We start from the raw sequence: 19,966 nt of genomic DNA on the forward strand, positions 1-19,966 counted from the left end.
CGGGGATCGCATCGTGAACGGTTCAGCAAACGCCGCGATCCTCCGCGCTGCCGGCATCCAGAAACGCTTCGGCGCGCTGGTGGTGCTCGACGATGTCGACTTCGCCATGAATGCCGATGAGGCCGTCGGCATCGTCGGCCCGAACGGCGCCGGCAAGACGACGCTGCTCAGCATCTTATCAGGCGCCTTCCCGCCGAGCGCCGGCACGGTCGCCTTCAAGGGTGGCGATGTGACCGCGATGCCGGCTACAGCGCGCTGTCGTCTCGGCCTGGTGCGCACGCACCAGGTGCCCAAGCCGTTCAGCGGCATGACCACGTTCGAGAACGTTTTTGTTGCCGCGTCGCATGGCGCCGGTCTCGCCCGCGACGAGGCCTATGAAGAGGCGCTGGAGTCGCTGAAACTGTGCGGCATGATGGGCGTGGCCAACCGGCGCGCCGAAACGCTCGGCCTGCTCGACCGCAAGCGGCTGGAACTTGCCCGCGCGCTCGCGGCAAGGCCTACGCTGCTTCTGCTCGACGAGATCGGCGGCGGACTGACCGATGGCGAGGCGAGCGAACTTGTCGATACCATCAAGGAATTGCGCCGCCGCAAGATCGGCATCGTCTGGATCGAGCACATCGTCCACATCCTGCTGCAGGTGGCAGAGCGGCTGATCTGTATGGACGCCGGCAAGATCATCGCCGATGGCGAGCCGCAAGCGGTGATGGCCGACCCGGAAGTCGTGCGCGCCTATCTCGGCGGAGGCCCGAAATGAGCCTGCTCGCAATCGAGAATCTGGTCGTCCGCCATGGCCTGTTGCAGGCGGTGCGCGGTGTGAGCTTTACGATCGAGCGCGGCGAAACGCTGGCGCTGGTCGGCGCCAACGGCGCCGGCAAGACGACGCTGCTGCGGGCGATCGCCGGCGCCCATGAGCCGACGGCCGGCCGCGTGCTGCTGAATGGCGCCGATATCACCGGCGTTCCCTCGCACAAGCGCGTCGGCATGGGCGTCGCGCTGGTGCCGGAAGGGCGAAAACTGTTCGTGCAAATGACGGTCGAGGAGAACCTCCTGCTTGGCAAGACCGCCGGCCGTCCCGGCGACTGGAGCGTGGAACGAGTGCTCGACACGTTCCCCAATCTGAAGCCGCGCCGCCATGCCAAGACCGGGCATCTCTCCGGTGGCGAGCAGCAGGCCACCGCCATCGGCCGCGCTTTGATGAGCAATCCCGAACTGCTGCTGCTCGACGAGGTCTCGCTCGGCCTGTCGCCGCTGGTGGTCGACCGCGTATACGCTTCGCTGCAAGGCCTGATCAGCTCCGGCACGACGATCATCCTGGTCGAACAGGACCTCAATCGCGCGCTCTCGGTCTCGGACAAGGTCATCTGCATGCTCGAAGGACGCGTCGCGCTGGAAGGCCCGAGCAAGGGCATGTCCCGCGATGAAGTGACGAAAGCCTATTTTGGTCTGCACAGAAAAAGCGCCGGGAGTGTGCCGGCATGAGCAACCAGATCGTCCAGGGCATCCTGCTCGGCGGCTACTACGCGCTGATCGCCTGCGGCCTCTCCTTCATGTTTTCGGTGATGCGCATAATCAACCTCGCGCATGGCAGCCTGGCCGTGTTTTCCGCCTACGCGCTGTGGTGGCTCGCCTCGCAATTCCATATCTCGCCCTTCGTCGGCCTGCTCATCGTGCTGCCGCTGATGGCGGCCATCGGCTGGGCGCTGCAGCGCTTCCTGCTCGAGCGCAGCGCCCGCGGCGGCGCGCTCCTGCCGATCCTGACCACGTTCGGCCTCGCCATCGTCATCGACAATGCGCTGTTCGAGCAGTTCGGCGCCGACACACGTTCGCTGGCGCCGTATATCGGCAGCCTCTCCTACGATTCCTGGGAATGGCCGGGCAGCATCTATGTCGGCAAGCTTGCCGTGATCATGTTCGCCGCCGCCGTCATCTTGCTTGGCGGACTGCAGCTGTTCCTCACCCGCACCAGGCTTGGCCGCTCGATCCGCGCCACGTCGGAAGATCCCGACACGGCCGGTCTCGTCGGCGTCGATGCGCGCCGCGCCAATGCCCTCGCCGCCGCCATCGCCATGGTCACCGTTGGGCTGGCCGGCGCCTTCCTCGCCATGCGCGCCACCTTCGATCCCTATACCGGCGCACCTCAATTGCTGTTCGCCTTCGAGGCGGCGGTGATCGGCGGCGCCGGTTCGCTATGGGGCACGCTGGTCGGCGGCATCGTTCTGGCGCTCGCCCAGACGCTCGGCGCGCAGATCCATCCGCAAGGTTTTCTGATCGGCGGCCATGTCGCCTTCCTGATCGTGCTGTTCATCCGGCTCTCCACCTCCGGCCTTGGCCTGCGCGGCCTGCTGCGCCTGCCCGCGAGGAAAGCATCATGAGCGCGGTTTTAAACGACCCCGTCATCGAGCGCGGCACCTCCGCCTCGCGCATCTCGGCGATTGCGGTCGTCGTCATCATCGCGCTGCTTGGCATCGCGCCGCACTTCCTGTCGGCCGGCGCCGTCGACCGCCTTACCGCCTTGTTCATCTATGTGATCCTGGCAGCGATGTGGAACGCGCTGGCCGGCTTCGGCGGGCTGGTTTCGGTTGGACAGCAGGTGTTCTTCGGCCTCGGCGCCTATTTCGCCATCCGTCTGGCCGATGCCGGCCTCAACCCGTTCGCCTCGCTGTTCGTTTCGGCGATCATCGTCGGCGCGATCTCCTGGCCGATGTCGCTGTTCATGCTGAAGCTTAAGAACGGCGAGTTCGCCATCGGCATGTGGGTGATCGCCGCGCTCACCCATCTGCTGGTCAATCTCGACCGGCTGGTGCAAGGCGAAACCGGGACGTCGCTGATCTCGCTCAACGTCTATGACGCCGGCGTCAGGCGGGCGACGATCTACTGGCTGGCGTTGGCCGCGATGACGGCGCTGCTCGCCACCCTGTTTAGCCTGCTGCGTGGCAGCACGGGTGCGGCCATCCGCGCCATCAGGGACAATGAGGAGGCCGCGGCATCGGTCGGCGTGCGCGTCACCGGCACCAAGCGGCTGCTCTTCGTGCTCGCCGCCTTCGGCATCGGCATGGCCGGCGCGCTGTGGTTGGCCACGTCGATCACCTTCCAGCCGAAAACCTACTTCAACGTCCAGTGGACCGCCTACATGATCTTCATGGTCCTGGTCGGCGGCATCGGCACCTTCGAGGGCGCCATTCTGGGTGCGCTGCTGTTCTTCCTCATCGAGACCTGGTTCGGCGGCACCGGCGTCTGGTATCTGATCGGCCTCGGCGCCACGGCGGTGCTGTTCTCGCTCTTCCTGCCGCGCGGCCTGTGGGGAACGCTGGAGGAGCGCTTTGGCCTGCGCCTGCTACCGGTCGGCTACCGGGTCAGGCTGCCGGCAAACGCCGGCGATAGCGACGCCACGCCTTCGCCGCAACAGACCGCAACACATAGTGAAAAGGCGTGACCATGCTGTTCGGCAAGACCATCCTCATCACCGGTGTCGCGTCCGGTATCGGCGCCCGCACCGCGGAACTTGCCGGCCAACTGGGCGCTGACGTGATCGGCGTCGACGTGCGTGAACCTGCCGCACCGGTCGGCTTCTTCGTCAAGGCCGACATCTCGTTCAAGGCCGGCGTCGTCGATCTCATCGGGCGCCTGCCGCAGCGCATCGATGCGCTCTGCAATGTCGCCGGCCTCCCCGGCAACACCGGTGCGGTGTCGACACTGGCCGTCAACTTCTACGGCCTGCGCGCGCTCTCGGAAGGCCTCGCACCAAGACTTCGTGAAGGCGGCACCGTAGTCAACGTCGCCTCGATCGCCGGCTATGGCTGGCGCGCCAATCTCAACCGCGCGGCATCGATGGTCGGCATCGAAGGCTTTCCCGATGTGGCGAAGATGATCGCCGACCATCAGGTGAAGAACGAGGAAGGCTATCCCGTTTCCAAGGAGCTGCTGCTGTTGTGGACGCAGCGCGCCGCACATCAGGACCTGTTCAGGAGCCGCGGCATCCGCGTCAATGCAGTGAGCCCCGGCCCGGTCGAGACGCCGATCCTCAAACAGTTCCGCAATGTGCTGGGTGACGCCCGCGTGGACAGCGACATCGCCAGGGTCGGGCGCGCCGGAACCTCGGGCGACATCGCGCCTGTCGTGCTGTTCCTGTGCTCGGACGGCGCACGCTGGGTCAACGGCGTCAATGTGCCGGTTGACGGTGGGCTTGAAGCATCGATCAATGCCGAGGTGCTCGGCTTCTAGACCATGATCCCGAAAAGTGGGAGCCGGTGTTCGGATCAGATCGTGGTCGATAATAGATAGAAAAGACGCTCCACGGCGAGCGAGGGAGAGAACAATGGACATCGGACTTCTGATCGACGGCGACAAAAGGGATGCCTCCGGCTCAGCCTCTTACGAGCGCATGGACCCGTTCACCGGCAAGCTGGCGACCCGCGCTGCCGCAGCCAGCATCGCCGACGCCAATGCCGCGGTCGAAGCCGCTGCTGCCGCTTTCAAGACGTGGTCGAAGACCGGCCCGGGCGAGCGCCGCGCTTTGCTGTCCAAGGCGGCCGATGTCATGGACTCCAAGGTCGGCGAATTCACCAAATTGATGATGGAAGAAACCGGCGCGACCGGCCCCTGGGCCGGCTTCAACGTCATGCTCGCCGCCAAAATGCTGCGCGAGGCAGCCGCCATGACGACGCAGATTTCGGGCGAGGTCATTCCCTCCGACAAGCCCGGCACGCTGGCCATGGCGATCCGCCAGCCGGCCGGCGTCTGCCTCGGCATCGCGCCGTGGAATGCACCGGTCATCCTCGGTACTCGTGCCATCGCCATGCCGATCGCCTGCGGCAACACGGTTGTGCTGAAAGCTTCGGAAATGTGCCCAGGCACACACCGGCTGATCGGGCAGGTGCTGGTCGAGGCCGGCCTGCCCAAGGGCGTCATCAATGTCGTCACCAATGATCCCAAGGACGCAGCGACAATCGCCGAGGCACTGGTCGCGCACCCCGCCGTAAGGCGTGTCAACTTCACCGGCTCGACCAAGGTCGGCAGGATCATTGCCGAACTCGCCGGCCGTCACTTGAAGCCGGCGCTGCTCGAACTCGGCGGCAAGGCGCCGCTGGTCGTGCTCGACGATGCCGACATCGACGCCGCGGTCAATGCGGCGACCTTCGGCGCCTACATGCATCAGGGCCAGATCTGCATGTCGACCGAGCGTCTGGTCGTCGATGAAAAGGTCGCCGACGAATTCGTCGCCAAGCTCGCCGCCCGCGCCGCGCAGCTGCCTGCCGGCGACCCGCGCGGCCATGTCGTGCTCGGTTCGCTGATCAGCGGCCAAGCCGCCGACAAGATGGAAGAACTGGTTGCCGACGCCGTCGCCAAGGGCGCCAGGCTTGTGGCCGGCGGCAAGCGCACCGGAACCGTAGTCGAGGCGACATTGCTCGACCACGTGACGCCGGCGATGCGCGTCTATTCGGAAGAATCCTTCGGCCCGGTCAAGCCGGTGATCCGCGTCAAGGGCGAGGACGAAGCGGTACGTGTCGCCAACGATACCGAATACGGCCTGTCTTCAGCCGTGTTCAGCCGCGACATCCGCCGTGCCATGGCGGTTGCCGCGCGCATCGAAGCTGGCATCTGCCACATCAACGGCCCGACCGTCGGCGACGAGGCGCAAATGCCGTTCGGCGGCGTCAAGGGTTCAGGCTACGGCCGCTTCGGCGGCAAGGCCTCGATTGCCGAGTTCACCGACCTGCGCTGGCTAACCATCGAGGATCCGGGGCAGCACTATCCGTTTTGACTGCACCTTCTCCGACAGGGGGAGAAGGGAAGGAGCCCTCAGGGCCGGTTGCCTGGCGAGCCAACGGATTCCCGCATCAAAACCCGGCAAGGCTCGAGCCGCGCGATCGGCGGCCCCTCCCGGAGTTGTAAATCGTTTAATGGTGGGTATTTTACCCCTCAAGCACATGCCGCCGGAAGGCGGCAAGCGGTTTTGGGGACTACCACAAGTGCAAAGCAAGAATACGCGATACGCATCGCGCCGGGGAGGAGTCGTTATGCCAAACAAAGCCCTGCCGCTGGTCATCAGCGCGCCGGAACCACGCACGCTCGACCTGATCTTCACCCCACCGCAGCTGGCGCGCCTCAAGGCGCATTACCGCGTCGTCGAGACGACGGCCGAGGGCGTGGCGAACTTGCCCGCCGACGTGCTGGCCGAAGCCCGCTATATTATCGGCCAGCCGCCGATCTCGCCCGAGACCTTGGACCAGATGCAGGCGCTGCGTTGCGTCTTCAATGTCGAGACCAACCTCATCAACAACATGCCCTATGAGACGCTGTTTGCGCGCGGCATCCATGTCGTCACCACCGGCCTCGTCTTCGCCGAGCCGGTGGCCGAGCTTGGCCTCGCCATGGCGCTCAACCTCGCCCGCAACATCGTCGATGCCGACCTCGCCTTCCGCAAAGGCGAGGAGCTGTGGGGCGGTGACGGCAATTTGACGGCGCGGCTTCTGTCCGGCGCCGATGTCGGCATCATCGGCTTCGGCGATCTCGGCCGTGCGCTCAACCGACTGCTGTCGGGTTTTCGCACCCGCACCAAGGTCTTCGACCCTTGGCTGCCGCCGTCGATCCTGATCGACAATGGGGTGAAGCCGGCCTCGCTGGACGAGGTGCTGACATCAAGCGATTTCGTCTTCGTCGTCGCTTCGGTGACCTCGGAGAACCAGGGTTTCCTCGGCGCTGAGGCCTTTGCAAGTATGCGCAAGGGCGCCGCCTTCATCCTGCTCAGCCGCGCCGGCGTCGTCGACTTCCCTGCCCTGATGGCGGCGGTGAAAAGCGGCCACATCGTCGCCGCCAGCGATGTCTTCCCTGAAGAGCCGCTGGCGCAGGACCATCCGGTCCGCACGATCCCCGGCTTCCTGCGCTCCGCCCACCGCGCCGGTGCGCTTGACATCGCCTTCAAGCGCATGGGCGACATGGTGCTGGAGGACATGGACCTGATCGACCGCGGCCTGCCGCCTCTGCGCTCCAAGCGCGCCGAGCGCGAGACGGTGTCAAGGATGCGTTCGAAGCCGGCGGACAGGAACTAGCTGTTTGATCCCAGGCTTTGATGGCGCATACTTTTCGTCCGAATCATAGGATGCGCTATGGGCCAGGTTCTTCATGGGAGCGCCACGACGACAGAGGCGATCCGTCGAGCGATACAGCATAGTCAAGAGAGCCTGAGGGCGCGGGCGAAGCGCTACGGCATCTATCAGAAGACTGTTAGGAAGTGGAGGAACCGGACGTCGGCCGCCGATCTTCCGACTGGCCCCAGAGATCCGAAGTCGACAGTGCTATCGACTGAGGAAGAGGCGGTCATCGTCGCCTTTCGGCGTTATACGCTGCTGCCACTGGACGATTGCCTCTATGCTCTCCAACCGACGATCCCGCATCTGTCGCGGTCATCCTTGCATCGCTGCCTGCAGCGTCACGGGATAGGCAGGTTGCCGGATGTCGAGGGCGACAAGCCGGCAAGGAAGAAGTTCAAGGCCTATCCAATCGGCTACTTCCATATCGACGTCGCCGAGGTCCGAACCGAGCAGGGCAAGCTGCATATGTTCGTGGCCATAGATCGGACCTCGAAGTTCGCTTTCGTCGAGCTGCACGAGAAGGCAACGACAGCGGTCTCCGCCGATTTCCTGCGCCATCTTCTTGATGCTGTCCCTTACAAGATCCACACAGTGCTTACCGACAACGGCATTCAGTTCACGACCCCAGGTGCCGGCGGCTCGGCCGTTCCGCTGATCAAGGAAGCCATGGCGGCGGGAGAAATCATATGGGCGCACGCCTTCGAACATACTTGCGCCAAGGCCGATATCGACCACCGAACGACAAAGCCAAGGCACCCATGGACCAACGGCCAGGTCGAACGCATGAACCGCACGATCAAGGATGCGACCGTCAAACGCTTCTACTACGAGAGCCATGACCAACTGCGCCAGCATCTCGCCGATCTGCAAAACCTGGACAAAAGAGCCCGAAGGATTCAGGCTCGATCCAACCCTTCAAACCTTGGGACTAAACATCTAGTTGTCGCGAGAAATCCGCCTGAGATGGATTTCGCAGTTGGCCAAAACCCCTTTGTCGTCGCCGCTCAGGATGACCGGGAACCTTCCGGCATTGGCGTTTTTCAGCCGGATCGCTCCCATTCGATCCAGATCCTACTATCGATACCCCGCCAGGCGTAGCCGGCGGGGTATTGATTTTGAAAGCAATCGGGCTGTGGGAGGCCTGGCCTACTCCAAGGAGGCTCGTCACGATTCGCGTCGGTGGCGGGCCTTTTTATTCACTCCCGAGCAAAGCCGGAGGCGGTCTGCTCGCCTCGCTCTATCGGGCAGCAACGCCGGCTGCCGAGCGATTGGCCAGCACCAGCCCGACCTCGCCGACAACCTGATCGACGCGCTTCAGGATGGGTTCTGCCCGCAGCACGCCATCGGAAAAATCCTTGTCCGTGGCATAGACCCCTGTCGGCAGCGTCAGCGCCTCGAAGAAGCCGAACAGCGGCCGCAACTGGTGCTCGACGATCAACGCGTGGCGATCGTTACCGCCGGTGGCAAGCAGCACCACCGGCTTGCCGCGCAAGGAAGCGGGATCGAACAGATCGAAGAAGTGCTTGAACAGGCCGGTGTAGCTGCCCTTGTAGGTCGGCGACCCCACCACCAGCACATCGGCATTGACGACGCTGTCGAAGATTGCCCGCGCCTGACCGTCGAGATCGCGCGCCCATTTGGCAGCGCCAAGTGAGGGGCCGAGGTCTTCGATGTCGTAGGTACTCGCCGACAATCCATGCTGGCGCGCAATGTCCCTGACGACCTGGTCGACGAAGCCGCGCGTCTTGGACGGCCGGGTGAAATTGCCGGAAAACCCGACGACGGTTGGATTGGGCATATTCTGGCACCTCTTGCGCGGCGGGCAGGCCCGCTTCATACCGCATGTTTACAGGCTTGCGCCTGCCGCAAGAAGCAAATGACTGACCTTGCAGCACCATAGTGAGGAATTTTTTTCCGTTGCCCGCTCGTCTCAGGCCGCGAGAAGCGGGCCATAGGATTCCAGGTAGAAGCCGGGCGACCTTGCGCAGGTCCGCACCGCCTCCCTGGCGGCAACCGTTTCCTGCCACCGCAGCAGGCGCTCGCATTCGGTCGGCATGACGAAGCCCAGATATTTCTCAAGCACGCACAGCTGTTCGAACCAGGGATAGAAGGCGATGTCGGCGGCGCTGAATTCCGAGCCCAGCAAAAACCGTTCGTCCGCCCCTCGCAGGGCGAAGGCATGCTGTTCCACAAAGCGCAGATCGTCGGCAAGCTGGGCCTTGATCCGCTCATGAACCATAGCGTCGGAACTGTGCATCATGGTTGCCGTCCTGGCGTAAAGCTGCGTGTCGGCGAAGCTGATCCAGATGCGCGCCTCAGCGCGGGCATGAGCATCCCTGGGGAAAATCGGCCGTTCGGGGAATGCATCATCGAGATATTCGCAGATGATCGCCGACTCCCTGACATATTGCCCCTGATGGCGCAGCAGCGGCACCTTTCCCGTCGGCGTGAGTTTCAGGAACCCCGCCGGCTTGTTGCGCAGATCGATTTCGATTTCCGTCGCCTGCAGGCCTTTCTCGGCAAGGGCGAGCCTGACACGGTGCGCATAGGGACAAAGCTGCGCGACAAAAAGCTCGATTGGCGGCATGAATAACTCCTGAGTTTCGTTATCGCCGACAAGCGGCCTGTCGGGCATAGCTAGGTCCAGTAAGGCCGGCGCGCTATTCGACAGCGTCTGGATTGATTTATCGATCGTCTGTTTCTGGAGCGAAGCGTGGATCTCCTGGCTACCCTCATGCGCGAATTGCACTTCGCAGCCGCCGGGTACCGGCGCCTCGAACTGGCCGCGCCCTGGGCGATCTCGTTCAGCCAGGCTGGACTTCGCGGCATTCACGTCGTCATCAAGGGGCGATGCGAGGCGGTGTTCGGTGAGGAAGATGTCGAGCCTCTCGATGCCGGCGACCTGATCATTGCACCGCGCGCCGATCCGCATGTGCTGCGGTCGCCCGGCGCGCTCAAAAGCGCGAACGTCCCCGCCGCCGAACTGGCGACCCAAACCGCAGCCGGGCGTATTCGCAGCGGCGGCGAAGGCGAAAAGACCGTCATCCTGTGCGGCGCCTTCGCCTTTCGCGACGCCGACCATCCGGCACTTGCCGGCCTGCCGCGCATCGTTCACATCCGGGGATCGAATGGCCGTCTGCCCAAATGGCTGCGTGGCTATGTCGAGGCCTTGCTGGTGGAAGCGACCGACGAAGGTCCCGGCAGCGACGTAGTAATGGCTCGCCTGTCTGGGGCCATCGTCACGCGCGCCTTGCGCTCCGGTCTGGAAAGCATGGACAATCCAGGTTGGCTGAGGGGATTGCAGGACCCCGCGATCGCCAGAGCGCTCGCGACCCTGCATGAAGCCTATGGCCACGGCTGGACGATCGAGACCCTGGCACGCGCGGTCGGGCTCTCCAGGGCAACCTTTGCCGCCCGCTTTCGCGATCTCGTCGGCGAAGCGCCCATGGCCTATCTCTTCGGCTGCCGCATGCGGCAGGCTAGCCGGCTGCTGCACGAGGGCAAGAGCCTGGGCCAAGTCGCCGAGGCGGTCGGCTACAGCTCGGAAGCCGCCTTCTCCACCGCCTTCAGGCGCCACGCCGGCGTCTCGCCCGGCCAATTCAGGAAACGGAAGGATCTGTAAGGCAGAGCGATATTGGCGGCGGCCGCGCCTCGCGCTAGGGCTTTGCCAGCACTATGTCTGATCATATCCCGACGCGGTTCGCCGCCGCTTTGCCCAGGAGATGCTTCGTGCCCAAAGGTTCTGACCTGCTTGTTGCCGCCCTCGAGAATGAGGGCGTCGATCGCATCTTCGGCATTCCCGGCGAAGAAAACCTGGACGTCGTCGAATCCATCCGCAAATCCTCGATCCAGCTCATCCTCACCCGTCATGAGCAGGCGGCGGCGTTCATGGCCGCCACCCATGGCAGGCTCACCGGCAAGCCAGGTGTGTGCATCACCACGCTGGGACCCGGCGCCCTGAACCTGACGACGGGTGCCGCCTATGCGCTGCTCGGCGCCATGCCGATGATCATGATCACCGGGCAGAAGGGCATCCGGTCGTCGCGCCAGGCCCGCTTCCAGATCGTCGACATCGTCGCCGCGATGAAGCCGCTGACCAAGCTGTCACGCCAGATCATCTCGGCGAAGACCATTCCCGCCGTGGTGCGCGAAGCGTTTCGGATTGCCGAAGAGGAGCGTCCGGGACCGGTGCATCTGGAACTGCCCGAAGACATCGCGGCCGAGGAGTGCGACGATGTCGCGCTGATCCCGCCGCATCCGGTCGAGCTTCCGCTGGCCAGCCCGCTTGCGCTCGACCGCGCCGCCGAGATGATCATCAAGGCGCAGCGTCCTCTGGCGATGCTGGGCGCCGCCGCATCGCGGCCGCGCTCGACGTCCGACCTCGCCCAGTTCGTGATCAGGACCGGCATTCCCTATTTCACCACGCAGATGGGCAAGGGCACGGTGCCCGGCGGCACCGAACTCTACATGGGCACCGCCGCGCTCTCCGAGCGCGACTATGTGCATGAGGCCATCGAACAGGCCGACCTCATCATCACTATCGGCCACGACACGATCGAGAAGCCGCCCTTCATTATGGGCGAAAAGGGACCGAAGGTGATCCATGTCGGTTACCAGCCGGCCAATGTCGAGCAGGTCTATTTCCCGCAGACCGAAGTGGTCGGCGACATCGGCGCTTCGCTCAGGCTGCTTGCCGACCGCCTCGAAGGCAAGATCCCCAACGCGCAGGCGCTACTGCCGCTGCGCGAAGGGATTTTGAGCCGCATTGCCGCCCGCGCCACCGAAGACCGTTTCACGCCGCAGCGTCTGGTGCATGACGTGCGCGCGGTGATGCCGGCCGATGGCATCCTGGCGCTCGACAACGGCATGTACAAGATCTGGTTCGCGCGCAACTACCGCACGCGCGTCGCCAACACGCTGCTGCTCGACAACGCCCTGGCCACGATGGGCGCCGGCCTGCCCTCGGCGATGACGGCCGCGATGCTCTATCCCGGCCGCCGCGTCATGGCGATCTGCGGCGATGGCGGCTTCATGATGAACAGCCAGGAACTGGAAACCGCCGTCAGGCTGAAGCTCAAATTGGTCGTGCTGATCATCGAGGACAATGCTTTCGGCATGATCCGCTGGAAGCAGGCGGTCGACCAGTTCCCCGATTTCGGCATGACCTTCGGCAATCCCGATTTCGTCAGATATGCCGAGGCCTATGGCGCCAAGGGAACCAGGGTCGGCGCCGTCTCAGAAATACAATCGACGCTTGAACAGGCTTTTGCCGGCGGTGGCGTCCATCTCGTCGTCGTTCCGATCGACTATTCGGAGAACGAGCGCGTGCTGGTCGAGGAACTGCGCCACCGGTTGCCGGCGCCACCGGAGGCCTGACGGTGGAGTAGATACCGCCGCAGCAGCGCTCAGGCGGCCCGGACCTTGGCGCTCACACGCGCCCAGGTCGGCAGCCAGTCGCCATGTGTCGCCAGCAACTCATCGACCAGCGCCCAGATCTGGTCGAGATCGAGTTCGGCGGCCGTATGCGGATCCATCATCGCCGCGTGGTAGATGTGCTCGCGGTTTTCGGTCATCAGCGCCTGCACCGTCAGTTCCTGCACATTGATGTTGGTGCGTATCAACGCGGTGAGTTGCGGCGGCAGCTCGCCAATATAGGTCGGCTGGATGCCGGAGCCGTCGACCAGGCACGGCACCTCGGCGGCGCAATTGTCCGGCAGCGAGGTGATGCAGCCATTGTTGCGGACATTGCCGTAGATCACCGAAGGCTCCCCGGTCCACACCGAGTTCATGATCGAGGACGCGTATTCCTTCGATTGCTCGACCTCGATGCGGTCGGCCGAGCGATAGGCCTCGGCCTGGCCCTTCCAGCGCTCGATCTGTTCGATGCAGCGCTTGGGATATTCGTCGAGCGGAATGCCGAACTTCTCGATCAGGTCGGGGCGGCCTTCCTTGATGAAATAGGGCGTGTATTCGGCGAAATGCTCGGAGCTTTCGGTGACGAAATAGCCGAGACGCGTCAGCATCTCGTAGCGCACCTTGTTGGGGCACCGCGGGTTCCAGCCCGGCTTCGGCGCCCTGCCCTCGCGATAGGCGCGGACCAGGTCCGGATAGAGGTTGCGGTAAGAGCCATCCGGCTGCCGGTGCTCGAACTTCAGGTAGAAGGCCATGTGGTTGATGCCGGCCGAGCGGTAGCGTATCTCGTCGTAGGGAATGTCGAGATCGTGCGCCAGTTCCATCGCCGTGCCCTGCACCGAATGGCAGAGGCCGACCTGTTTGATGTCAGGAAATTTCTCTGAAATCGCCCAGGTGTTGATCGCCATCGGGTTGACGTATTGCAGCATGATCGCGTCGGGGCAGACGGCCAGCATGTCCTCGCAGATCTTCCACAGATGCGGCACGGTCCGGAGGCCGCGCATGATGCCGCCGACGCCGAGCGTGTCGGCAATGGTCTGGCGCAGGCCGTATTTCTTCGGCACCTCGAAATCGGTGACGGTGCAGGGCTCAAAGCCGCCGATCTGGAAGGCGACGACCACGAAGTCGGCACCGGCGAGCGCCTTGCGCTGGTCGGAATAGGTCTCGGCCTTCGCCTTCACGCCCAGCGTCGCGATCAGCTTGTTGACGACGATGGCGCTCTCTTCCAGCCGCTGCGGATTGATGTCCATCAGCGCGATCGTCGCGCCTGACAGCGATGGGCGCTGCAGCACGTCGCCGACAATGTTCTTCATGAACACGGTCGAACCCGCGCCAATGAAGGTGATCCTGGGATGTCTTGCCACTATTAAACCTCCGGCACTTTGCTACGCCACGTCGAAGGCGGCCCTGACGAGCCGTTCGGTGTAGGCGGTCTTGGGATGGGTGAGGACCTCGTCGACGGGCCCCTGTTCGACGATCTTGCCGTTCTGCATGACGATGACGCGATGGCAGAGCGCGCGCACCACCTTGAGGTCGTGCGAAATGAAGAGATAGCTAAGGCCGCGTTCGTCCTGCAGCTTGCGCAACAAGTCGATGATCTGCGCCTGCACCGAAAGGTCGAGCGCCGATGTCGGTTCATCGAGCAGAATGAATTCGGGCTCCAGCGCGATGGCTCGGGCAATGGCGATGCGCTGCCGCTGGCCGCCGGAAAATTCGTGCGGGAACCGCGACAGGATATCGCCGGGCATGCCGGCGCTGACCAGGGCGTCGCGAACCCGACCGACCCGCTCGCGCCGTGTCGTGCCGATCCTGTTGACGACCAGCCCTTCCTCGATGATCTGGCCGATCGTCATACGCGGGTTGAGCGACGAGAACGGATCCTGAAAAACGACCTGCATGCGCGAGCGCAGCGGCCGCATCCCGGCGCGCGACAGGCCGTGGATCGGCTGGCCGTCGAAGCTGACCTCGCCGCGCTTGGCCTCGGTGAGCCTGAGCAAGGCGAGACCGAAGGTGGTCTTGCCGGAGCCGGATTCGCCGACCAGCCCCAGTGTCTCGTGGCGGCAAAGCTTCAGGCCGAGATCGTCGACGGCGACCAGCTCGCGCCAGTCCGGCTTCAGGAAGCTGCCATGGCGTAGCATGAAGCAGACGCGCATATCGCGGGCCTCGAGGATGGTGCCGCTGTTTTCCGGCAGCGGCTGCGGCTTGCCGTGCGGCTCTGAAGCGAGCAGCCGCTTGGTATAGGCATGCTGCGGGTCGGCGAACAGCCGCTCGGTGACGTTGTGCTCGCACATCTCGCCATGCTGCATGACATAGACATAGTCGGAGAATTTTCGCACCACGGTGAGGTCGTGGGTGATCAGGATGACCGCCATCCTGAGTTCTTTTTGCAGATTGCGGATCAAATTGAGGATCTGTGCTTGCACCGTGACGTCGAGCGCTGTCGTTGGCTCGTCGGCGATCAGCACATCGGGGTCGTTGGCGAGCGCCATGGCGATCATCACGCGCTGGCGCTGCCCGCCCGACATCTGGTGCGGATACTGCTTGATGCGCGCTTCCGGCTCGGGGATCTGGACATGCCGCAAAAGCTCGAGCGCCCGCGCCCAGGCTTGCTTGCGGCTGACCTTTCGATGCACTCTGATCGCCTCGACGATCTGACTGCCGACCGTATAGATCGGGTTGAGCGAGCTCATCGGCTCCTGGAAGATCATCGAGATGCGATTGCCGCGCAACTTGCGCCGGGCGCTCTCGGGGAATTTCAGTATGTCCTGCCCGCAATAGTCGATGGTGGATTTCGGCGACACGGTGGCCCGCTTTGACAAGAGCCCCATGACGGCGCGCGCCGTCACCGACTTGCCGGAACCGGACTCGCCGACGATGGCGATCGTCTCCCCGCGATAGAGCTGGAACGAGACATCCTTCACCGCGTCGACGACGCCGTGCTCGACCTTGAAGGCGACCTCGATGTTGCGGGCATCGATGATGGGTTGGTCGTGGCGGCCGGCATGGTCGAGCCGGACGGCTGGTGCGAAGGTGGCTGCGAGCGCTACGGTCATCCCGGCCACCTCAATAGGGATCGACGGCATCGCGCAGGCCGTCGCCCAGCGCGTTGAAGGCAAAGACGGTGATCAGCACGAAGCCGACCGGCGACAGGATCCACGGATAGGTGCCGATGACCGAATAGGTAGCCGTGTCCTGCAGCATCAGCCCCCATGAGATCAGCGGCGGTTTCACGGCGAAGCCGAGGAAGCCGAGAAAGGCTTCGAGCAGTACCACCGTCGGGATCGCGATCGTCACGGCGACGATGACGTGGCTCATCACATTGGGGAAAATGTGCTGCATGATGATACGCATGTCGGTGGCGCCAACCGCCATGGCAGCGCGCACATAGTCGATCCGCGCCAGCGCCAGCGTCTTGCCGCGCACCTCGCGCGACATCTGCGCCCAGCCCAGCGCCGACATGACGATGATGACGAAGGCGAGGAAGACGTTGGTCGGCGCGGTCACCGGGATCAGCGTCGTCAGCGCAAGATAGAGCGGCAATTGCGGGAAGGCGAGCACCAGCTCGACAAAGCGCTGCATCCAGACGTCGAAGCGGCCGCCGAAATAGCCCGAGACCATGCCGACTGTGGTGCCGATGACGGTGATGATGAACACCACCGTCAGCGCGATCATCAGCGAGACGCGCGAGCCCTGGATGGCGCGCGACAACACATCGCGGCCGAATTTGTCGGTGCCGAGAAAATGCACCGGCTGGCCGTCGGCCGAAGCGAAGAAATGCCGGTTGGCGGGGATCAGGCCAAGCAGCCGGTAGTCGGCGCCCTTGACGAAGAAGCCGAGCAGGCGCGGATGCTCGTAATCCGGCCCGACGACCGGCTGGAAGGTGACCGGGTCGAGGTCTGCAGAATCCGCCAGCGCATAGACCCGCGGCTGGAGCACGAAATTCCCGTCTCTGTCGTGAAAACTCATCACTTGCGGCGGGGCGAAAGCGACATCGGTCACCTTGGGGTCCATCGGCGCGAAGAAATCGGCGAACAGCGCCATCAGCACCAGAAGCACGACAAGGATCAGCCCGGCCATGCCGGTCCAGGAGCGCCTCAGCCGGCGCCAGACCAGCGCCATATAGCTCTCATTGCCGCGTGGGGTCGCAATCGCGGTTGCTTCAGCCGGGGGCGGCGGCGGGGATGGGTCACGCGCCAGCATCTAGCTCTCCCTGAACTGGCGTACGCGCGGATCGAGCAGCGCGAGCAGCATGTCGGCGATGATGTTGCCGACGATCAGCGTTGCCGACAGCACCATCATGAAGGTCGCCGTGACATAAACGTCGCCGACCGCCATCGAGCCGACGATGGCGGGCCCGACCGTCGGCAGCGCAAAGATGATCGCCGTCTCGATCTCGCCGGTCAGCATGTAGGGCAGCACCACGCCCTGATACATGATGAGCGGGTGCAGTGCGTTGGGCACGGCATGGCGCATGACGACGGCGCTGCCGGTCAGGCCCTTGGCCTTGGCCGTCTCGACATATTGCGCGTTCAGCGTATCGAGCAGATTGCCGCGCATGACGCGCATATTGTAGGCGAGCCCGCCGAAGGTGGCGATCGCCACCACCGGCCAGACATGCTTGACGAGGTCGGCGAATTTCGCCCACGACCACGGCGCGCCGCCATATTGCGGCGAGAAGAAGCTGCCGATCTCCGACACGTTGAACTGGAAGACCAGGAGATAGACGATGATCAGCGCCATCAGGAAGCGCGGCACCGTCATGCCGAGGAAGGAGATGGCCGACAGCACCGAGTCGATCCATGTGTATTGCCTGGTCGCCGCCCAGATGCCGAAGGTGATGCCGAGCACCGACGCCAGCAGATGGCAGACCAATGCCAGCAGCAGCGTGCGCGGCAGCCGCTCGCCGACCACTGCGGCGACCGGCTTGTTGTAATAGAGGCTGTAGCCGAAATCGCCGCGGGTGATGATGCCGGCGACCCAGTTCAGGTACTGGACGGGCAGCGGTTTATCGAGGCCGTGCTCGACCCGATAGGCCTGCGCCTGCGCGTCGGCTTCGGCAAAAGACGCCCCGCCCTGGTTGATGAGCTGCGAACGGATATAGTCGGCATAGTCGCCCGGCGGCGCCTGGATGATGGCAAAGGTGACCAGGCTCAGGATGACCATGACCGGCACCGCCGATGCTATGCGCATGGCCAGGAATCGCAGCATCGGACCGTTTCTCCTCCTTGGATCTAATCTGTTGCCGCTGACCTTACTCCGTCCCGGCCGCGCGCGCAGCGCGGCCGGGCGTCAGCCAGGGGAGGAAACTCAGTTCGTCGGACCCTTGTCGCCGGGCTTGCCGGGAAGCTGGTCGGGAAAGAGTTCGTATTTCTGCTGCTTGTCGGCGGCGACGAAGACGCGTTCGCGCACGATCGAATCCTCGGCCCAGTTGAACATGAAGATCGGCGTTCCCTGCGGGATGTTGGAGAAGCGCTTGTTGATGATCAGGGCGCCGGGATATTCGGTCAGTCCAATATTGTAGACATGCTCCGTCGAGATCTTCTGGAACGTCTTCATCAGGCTGGCGCGCTCGTCATTGTCTGACGAGGAGACGAACTTGTTGACGATGTCGACAAGCTCCTTTTCGAACGGCATCAGGTCGACCACGCCGCTTTCGGGCGCGCGGTGATCCCAGCTGGTCTTGGGTCCGACGGGCGCGAGTTGCACGGTATTCTGCACGACGGAAGTCAGCTCCTGCTCGTTGCGCCTGATCAGCCAGTCGAAGCGGCCGGAATATTGCGAGGCATCACGCTGGGTGCCGTTGAGGCCGTTGAGCACGACCCTGATGCCAAGCTTTTCCATCTGGCCGACGACGCCTTCGGCGAGGCTCTTGTCAGTGCCGTAGTCATTGTTGACCAGCATCACGATCTCGACATTCTTGCCGCCGGCGGTCCCGGCCGGGAAGTTCACGAAGCCGTCGCCATCCGTATCCTTGAGACCAGCCTTGGCCAGTTCCGCCTTGGCGCCCTCGATGTCGAAGGGATAGTAGACGGTCGAGTTGCGGTCATAGAAGCTGGTGCCCGAGGAAAAGCCACCGGGGTAGATGGCGGTGAACGGCCCCTTGACCAGCGAGTCGCCGAGCGCCTTGCGGTCGAGCGCCATGGTGATGCCCTTGCGGAAGTCCTCATTGCGGTTGAGCTCGCGGATCGCCTGGCCGCGTTCGTCGGGATTGCCCCAGCCATTGGCGGAAAAATTCATGCGCAGATTGTAGCCGATCAGGCGCGGGCCAAAGGCGAGCCGGGCCGGCGCGTCCTTGTCCGCCGCTCGCTTCAGCGAAGCGACGAAATTCTCCGGCTGCTCGAGGTTGGAGAAGTCGGCGGCCCCTGCCACCGCCTGCACGTCGCGGTCGGCCCAGGTCGACAGCTTGTAGTGCAGTTCGTTGAGATAGGGCAGCTGGTTGCCCTTCTCGTCGACCTTCCAGTAGTAGGGATTGCGGCGCAAGACGATGATGTCGTCAGGCCTATACTCCACCGGCACCCAGGCGCCCATCACCGGAATGTTCATATATTCCGGCGGGAACGCGTTCTTGAACTGCTCGTAGGTATTCTTCGAGTACTTCGGATGCTGCGGCTTGAGGATATGCGCTGGGCCGGGGCAGAAGGTGCCATAGGCCATGGCGTAGAGATACTGTTTGGGGAAAGCGTCCTTGAAGGTCCACTCGACGGTGTAATCGTCGACCTTCTTCAGCGTCGTGCCGACACCGAAGGTTTCCGCTGTGGCGCCGTTCAACGGCGAGACATTGGGGTCGACGACCTCATCGTCCCAGTAGAACATGACATCGTCGGCATTGAAGGCAACGCCGTCAGACCATTTGGCGCCTTCGACCAGGTGCATGGTCAGCGTGTGGCCATCCTTCGACCAGTCCCAGCTCCTGGCGAGGTTGGGCAGCGGCTCGGTGTCCTTGGCCTCGACCTGGAACAAAGGCGCGGTGCGCGTCAGGCATTCCGAAAGGCCGATGTCGATGCCGCCCCATCCTTGGGTCTGGCCGGCGCCATAATTCCAGCCTTCCGGCCGGCCGCCAATGACGTGGCGCATGGTGTCGCCATAAACGCCGATGCCGTCCGGCATGTTGCCGGTCTTGAACACCAGCGGCTCCTTCGGCAGGCGATCCTTGACCGGCGGCAGCTTGCCAGTCTTGACGTATTTCTCGGTGACCCACTCGGGCTCGTGATATTCGGGCAGCGCCTTGAACTCCAGGATGGAATCGCGGGCGACGTATTTGATCTTGCCCTCGGCGGGAAACGCCGCCGGCGCCGGCGGCGTGGTCGGCTCGGACGCGTATGCACTGCCAAGCGCCGATGCCGAGACGCTCAGCGCCAGCCCGGCGAGAATGCCAATTCTTCGCCCGGCGAGAATGCCAATTCCACGAAAGTTCCTCATTGTGTTCCTCCCAGATGTTTCGACGTCTGCTGCTGCTCGCATCT

The 19,966-nt window shown here is 63.8% G+C and carries 17 protein-coding genes; 10 read left to right on the top strand and 7 right to left on the bottom strand.

Annotated elements, in window-relative coordinates:
* Positions 1-13 precede the first annotated feature (13 nt).
* The 8 genes from ACYG9V_RS25165 to ACYG9V_RS25200 all read left to right on the top strand — a co-directional run bounded on the left by ACYG9V_RS25165 (position 14) and on the right by ACYG9V_RS25200 (position 8,189).
* A complete protein-coding gene (locus tag ACYG9V_RS25165) occupies positions 14-754 on the top strand; it encodes an ABC transporter ATP-binding protein (RefSeq protein WP_023691339.1) in 741 nt (246 codons plus the stop codon).
* Positions 751-1,479 (top strand): ABC transporter ATP-binding protein, encoded by a 729-nt coding sequence (locus tag ACYG9V_RS25170; RefSeq protein ID WP_023685278.1) that lies wholly within the window; start codon positions 751-753, stop codon positions 1,477-1,479. The genes ACYG9V_RS25165 and ACYG9V_RS25170 overlap by 4 nt, the downstream gene beginning before the upstream one ends.
* Complete coding sequence (locus ACYG9V_RS25175) at positions 1,476-2,372, top strand: branched-chain amino acid ABC transporter permease (protein WP_023685279.1); 897 nt, start codon at positions 1,476-1,478, stop codon at positions 2,370-2,372. Before ACYG9V_RS25170 ends, ACYG9V_RS25175 begins: the two co-directional genes overlap by 4 nt.
* Positions 2,369-3,433, top strand: a complete 1,065-nt coding sequence (locus tag ACYG9V_RS25180; protein WP_352763130.1) for a branched-chain amino acid ABC transporter permease — start codon at positions 2,369-2,371, stop codon at positions 3,431-3,433. Before ACYG9V_RS25175 ends, ACYG9V_RS25180 begins: the two co-directional genes overlap by 4 nt.
* A 2-nt stretch (positions 3,434-3,435) precedes the next feature.
* Positions 3,436-4,221 carry a coniferyl-alcohol dehydrogenase gene (locus tag ACYG9V_RS25185; protein WP_352763300.1) on the top strand — a complete coding sequence of 262 codons (786 nt, stop codon included), beginning with the start codon at positions 3,436-3,438 and terminating at the stop codon, positions 4,219-4,221.
* Positions 4,222-4,315: 94 nt separating this feature from the next.
* Positions 4,316-5,761 (top strand): aldehyde dehydrogenase, encoded by a 1,446-nt coding sequence (locus tag ACYG9V_RS25190; RefSeq protein ID WP_023815845.1) that lies wholly within the window; start codon positions 4,316-4,318, stop codon positions 5,759-5,761.
* A 256-nt stretch (positions 5,762-6,017) separates the two neighbouring features.
* A complete protein-coding gene (locus ACYG9V_RS25195; RefSeq protein WP_023729450.1) occupies positions 6,018-7,049 on the top strand; it encodes a hydroxyacid dehydrogenase in 1,032 nt (343 codons plus the stop codon).
* Positions 7,050-7,106: 57 nt separating this feature from the next.
* Positions 7,107-8,189 (top strand): IS481 family transposase, encoded by a 1,083-nt coding sequence (locus tag ACYG9V_RS25200; RefSeq protein WP_460222028.1) that lies wholly within the window; start codon positions 7,107-7,109, stop codon positions 8,187-8,189.
* Between the two features lie 139 nt (positions 8,190-8,328).
* Here ACYG9V_RS25200 and msuE read toward each other — a convergent pair whose 3' ends face one another.
* Complete coding sequence (msuE, locus tag ACYG9V_RS25205; RefSeq protein ID WP_352763131.1) at positions 8,329-8,889, bottom strand: FMN reductase; 561 nt, start codon at positions 8,887-8,889, stop codon at positions 8,329-8,331.
* Between the two features lie 132 nt (positions 8,890-9,021).
* The gene (locus ACYG9V_RS25210; protein WP_352763134.1) at positions 9,022-9,726 is read right to left on the bottom strand and encodes a glutathione S-transferase family protein; all 705 of its coding nucleotides are present in this window, start codon (positions 9,724-9,726) and stop codon (positions 9,022-9,024) included.
* 99 nt (positions 9,727-9,825) lie between these two features.
* Between ACYG9V_RS25210 and ACYG9V_RS25215 the strand changes: the two genes are divergently transcribed.
* Both ACYG9V_RS25215 and ACYG9V_RS25220 read left to right on the top strand, forming a co-directional pair.
* Positions 9,826-10,713 (top strand): AraC family transcriptional regulator, encoded by an 888-nt coding sequence (locus ACYG9V_RS25215; protein WP_023704666.1) that lies wholly within the window; start codon positions 9,826-9,828, stop codon positions 10,711-10,713.
* Positions 10,714-10,820: 107 nt separating this feature from the next.
* Entirely contained in the window at positions 10,821-12,467 is a 1,647-nt protein-coding gene (locus ACYG9V_RS25220) for an acetolactate synthase large subunit (RefSeq protein ID WP_352763136.1), read from the top strand.
* 29 nt (positions 12,468-12,496) lie between these two features.
* On the opposite strand, the gene melA is transcribed toward ACYG9V_RS25220, so the two are convergent.
* The 5 genes from melA to ACYG9V_RS25245 all read right to left on the bottom strand — a co-directional run bounded on the left by melA (position 12,497) and on the right by ACYG9V_RS25245 (position 19,922).
* Positions 12,497-13,867 carry an alpha-glucosidase/alpha-galactosidase gene (melA, locus tag ACYG9V_RS25225; RefSeq protein WP_031201500.1) on the bottom strand — a complete coding sequence of 457 codons (1,371 nt, stop codon included), beginning with the start codon at positions 13,865-13,867 and terminating at the stop codon, positions 12,497-12,499.
* 21 nt (positions 13,868-13,888) lie between these two features.
* Entirely contained in the window at positions 13,889-15,556 is a 1,668-nt protein-coding gene (locus tag ACYG9V_RS25230; protein ID WP_023691351.1) for an ABC transporter ATP-binding protein, read from the bottom strand.
* 10 nt (positions 15,557-15,566) lie between these two features.
* Positions 15,567-16,703 carry an ABC transporter permease gene (locus tag ACYG9V_RS25235; protein ID WP_023687914.1) on the bottom strand — a complete coding sequence of 379 codons (1,137 nt, stop codon included), beginning with the start codon at positions 16,701-16,703 and terminating at the stop codon, positions 15,567-15,569.
* Complete coding sequence (locus ACYG9V_RS25240) at positions 16,704-17,711, bottom strand: ABC transporter permease (RefSeq protein WP_023668135.1); 1,008 nt, start codon at positions 17,709-17,711, stop codon at positions 16,704-16,706.
* 99 nt (positions 17,712-17,810) lie between these two features.
* Positions 17,811-19,922: an ABC transporter substrate-binding protein gene (locus tag ACYG9V_RS25245; RefSeq protein WP_023691352.1), complete on the bottom strand. Its 2,112-nt coding sequence runs from the start codon at positions 19,920-19,922 to the stop codon at positions 17,811-17,813.
* Positions 19,923-19,966 lie beyond the last annotated feature (44 nt).

The sequence above is a fragment of the Mesorhizobium sp. W016 genome, assembly GCF_054719485.1.

Bases quoted from the DNA above. Each gene is read 5' to 3' on its own strand.
- msuE (WP_352763131.1), bottom strand. From the start codon at position 8,889: ATGCCCAATCCAACCGTCGTCGGGTTTTCCGGCAATTTCACCCGGCCG.
- ACYG9V_RS25170 (WP_023685278.1), top strand. From the start codon at position 751: ATGAGCCTGCTCGCAATCGAGAATCTGGTCGTCCGCCATGGCCTGTTG.
- ACYG9V_RS25175 (WP_023685279.1), top strand. From the start codon at position 1,476: ATGAGCAACCAGATCGTCCAGGGCATCCTGCTCGGCGGCTACTACGCG.
- ACYG9V_RS25230 (WP_023691351.1), bottom strand. From the start codon at position 15,556: ATGACCGTAGCGCTCGCAGCCACCTTCGCACCAGCCGTCCGGCTCGAC.
- ACYG9V_RS25180 (WP_352763130.1), top strand. From the start codon at position 2,369: ATGAGCGCGGTTTTAAACGACCCCGTCATCGAGCGCGGCACCTCCGCC.
- ACYG9V_RS25200 (WP_460222028.1), top strand. From the start codon at position 7,107: ATGGGCCAGGTTCTTCATGGGAGCGCCACGACGACAGAGGCGATCCGT.
- ACYG9V_RS25195 (WP_023729450.1), top strand. From the start codon at position 6,018: ATGCCAAACAAAGCCCTGCCGCTGGTCATCAGCGCGCCGGAACCACGC.
- ACYG9V_RS25235 (WP_023687914.1), bottom strand. From the start codon at position 16,703: ATGCTGGCGCGTGACCCATCCCCGCCGCCGCCCCCGGCTGAAGCAACC.
- ACYG9V_RS25245 (WP_023691352.1), bottom strand. From the start codon at position 19,922: ATGAGGAACTTTCGTGGAATTGGCATTCTCGCCGGGCGAAGAATTGGC.
- ACYG9V_RS25210 (WP_352763134.1), bottom strand. From the start codon at position 9,726: ATGCCCGACAGGCCGCTTGTCGGCGATAACGAAACTCAGGAGTTATTC.
- ACYG9V_RS25190 (WP_023815845.1), top strand. From the start codon at position 4,316: ATGGACATCGGACTTCTGATCGACGGCGACAAAAGGGATGCCTCCGGC.
- ACYG9V_RS25240 (WP_023668135.1), bottom strand. From the start codon at position 17,711: ATGCTGCGATTCCTGGCCATGCGCATAGCATCGGCGGTGCCGGTCATG.
- ACYG9V_RS25215 (WP_023704666.1), top strand. From the start codon at position 9,826: ATGCGCGAATTGCACTTCGCAGCCGCCGGGTACCGGCGCCTCGAACTG.
- ACYG9V_RS25185 (WP_352763300.1), top strand. From the start codon at position 3,436: ATGCTGTTCGGCAAGACCATCCTCATCACCGGTGTCGCGTCCGGTATC.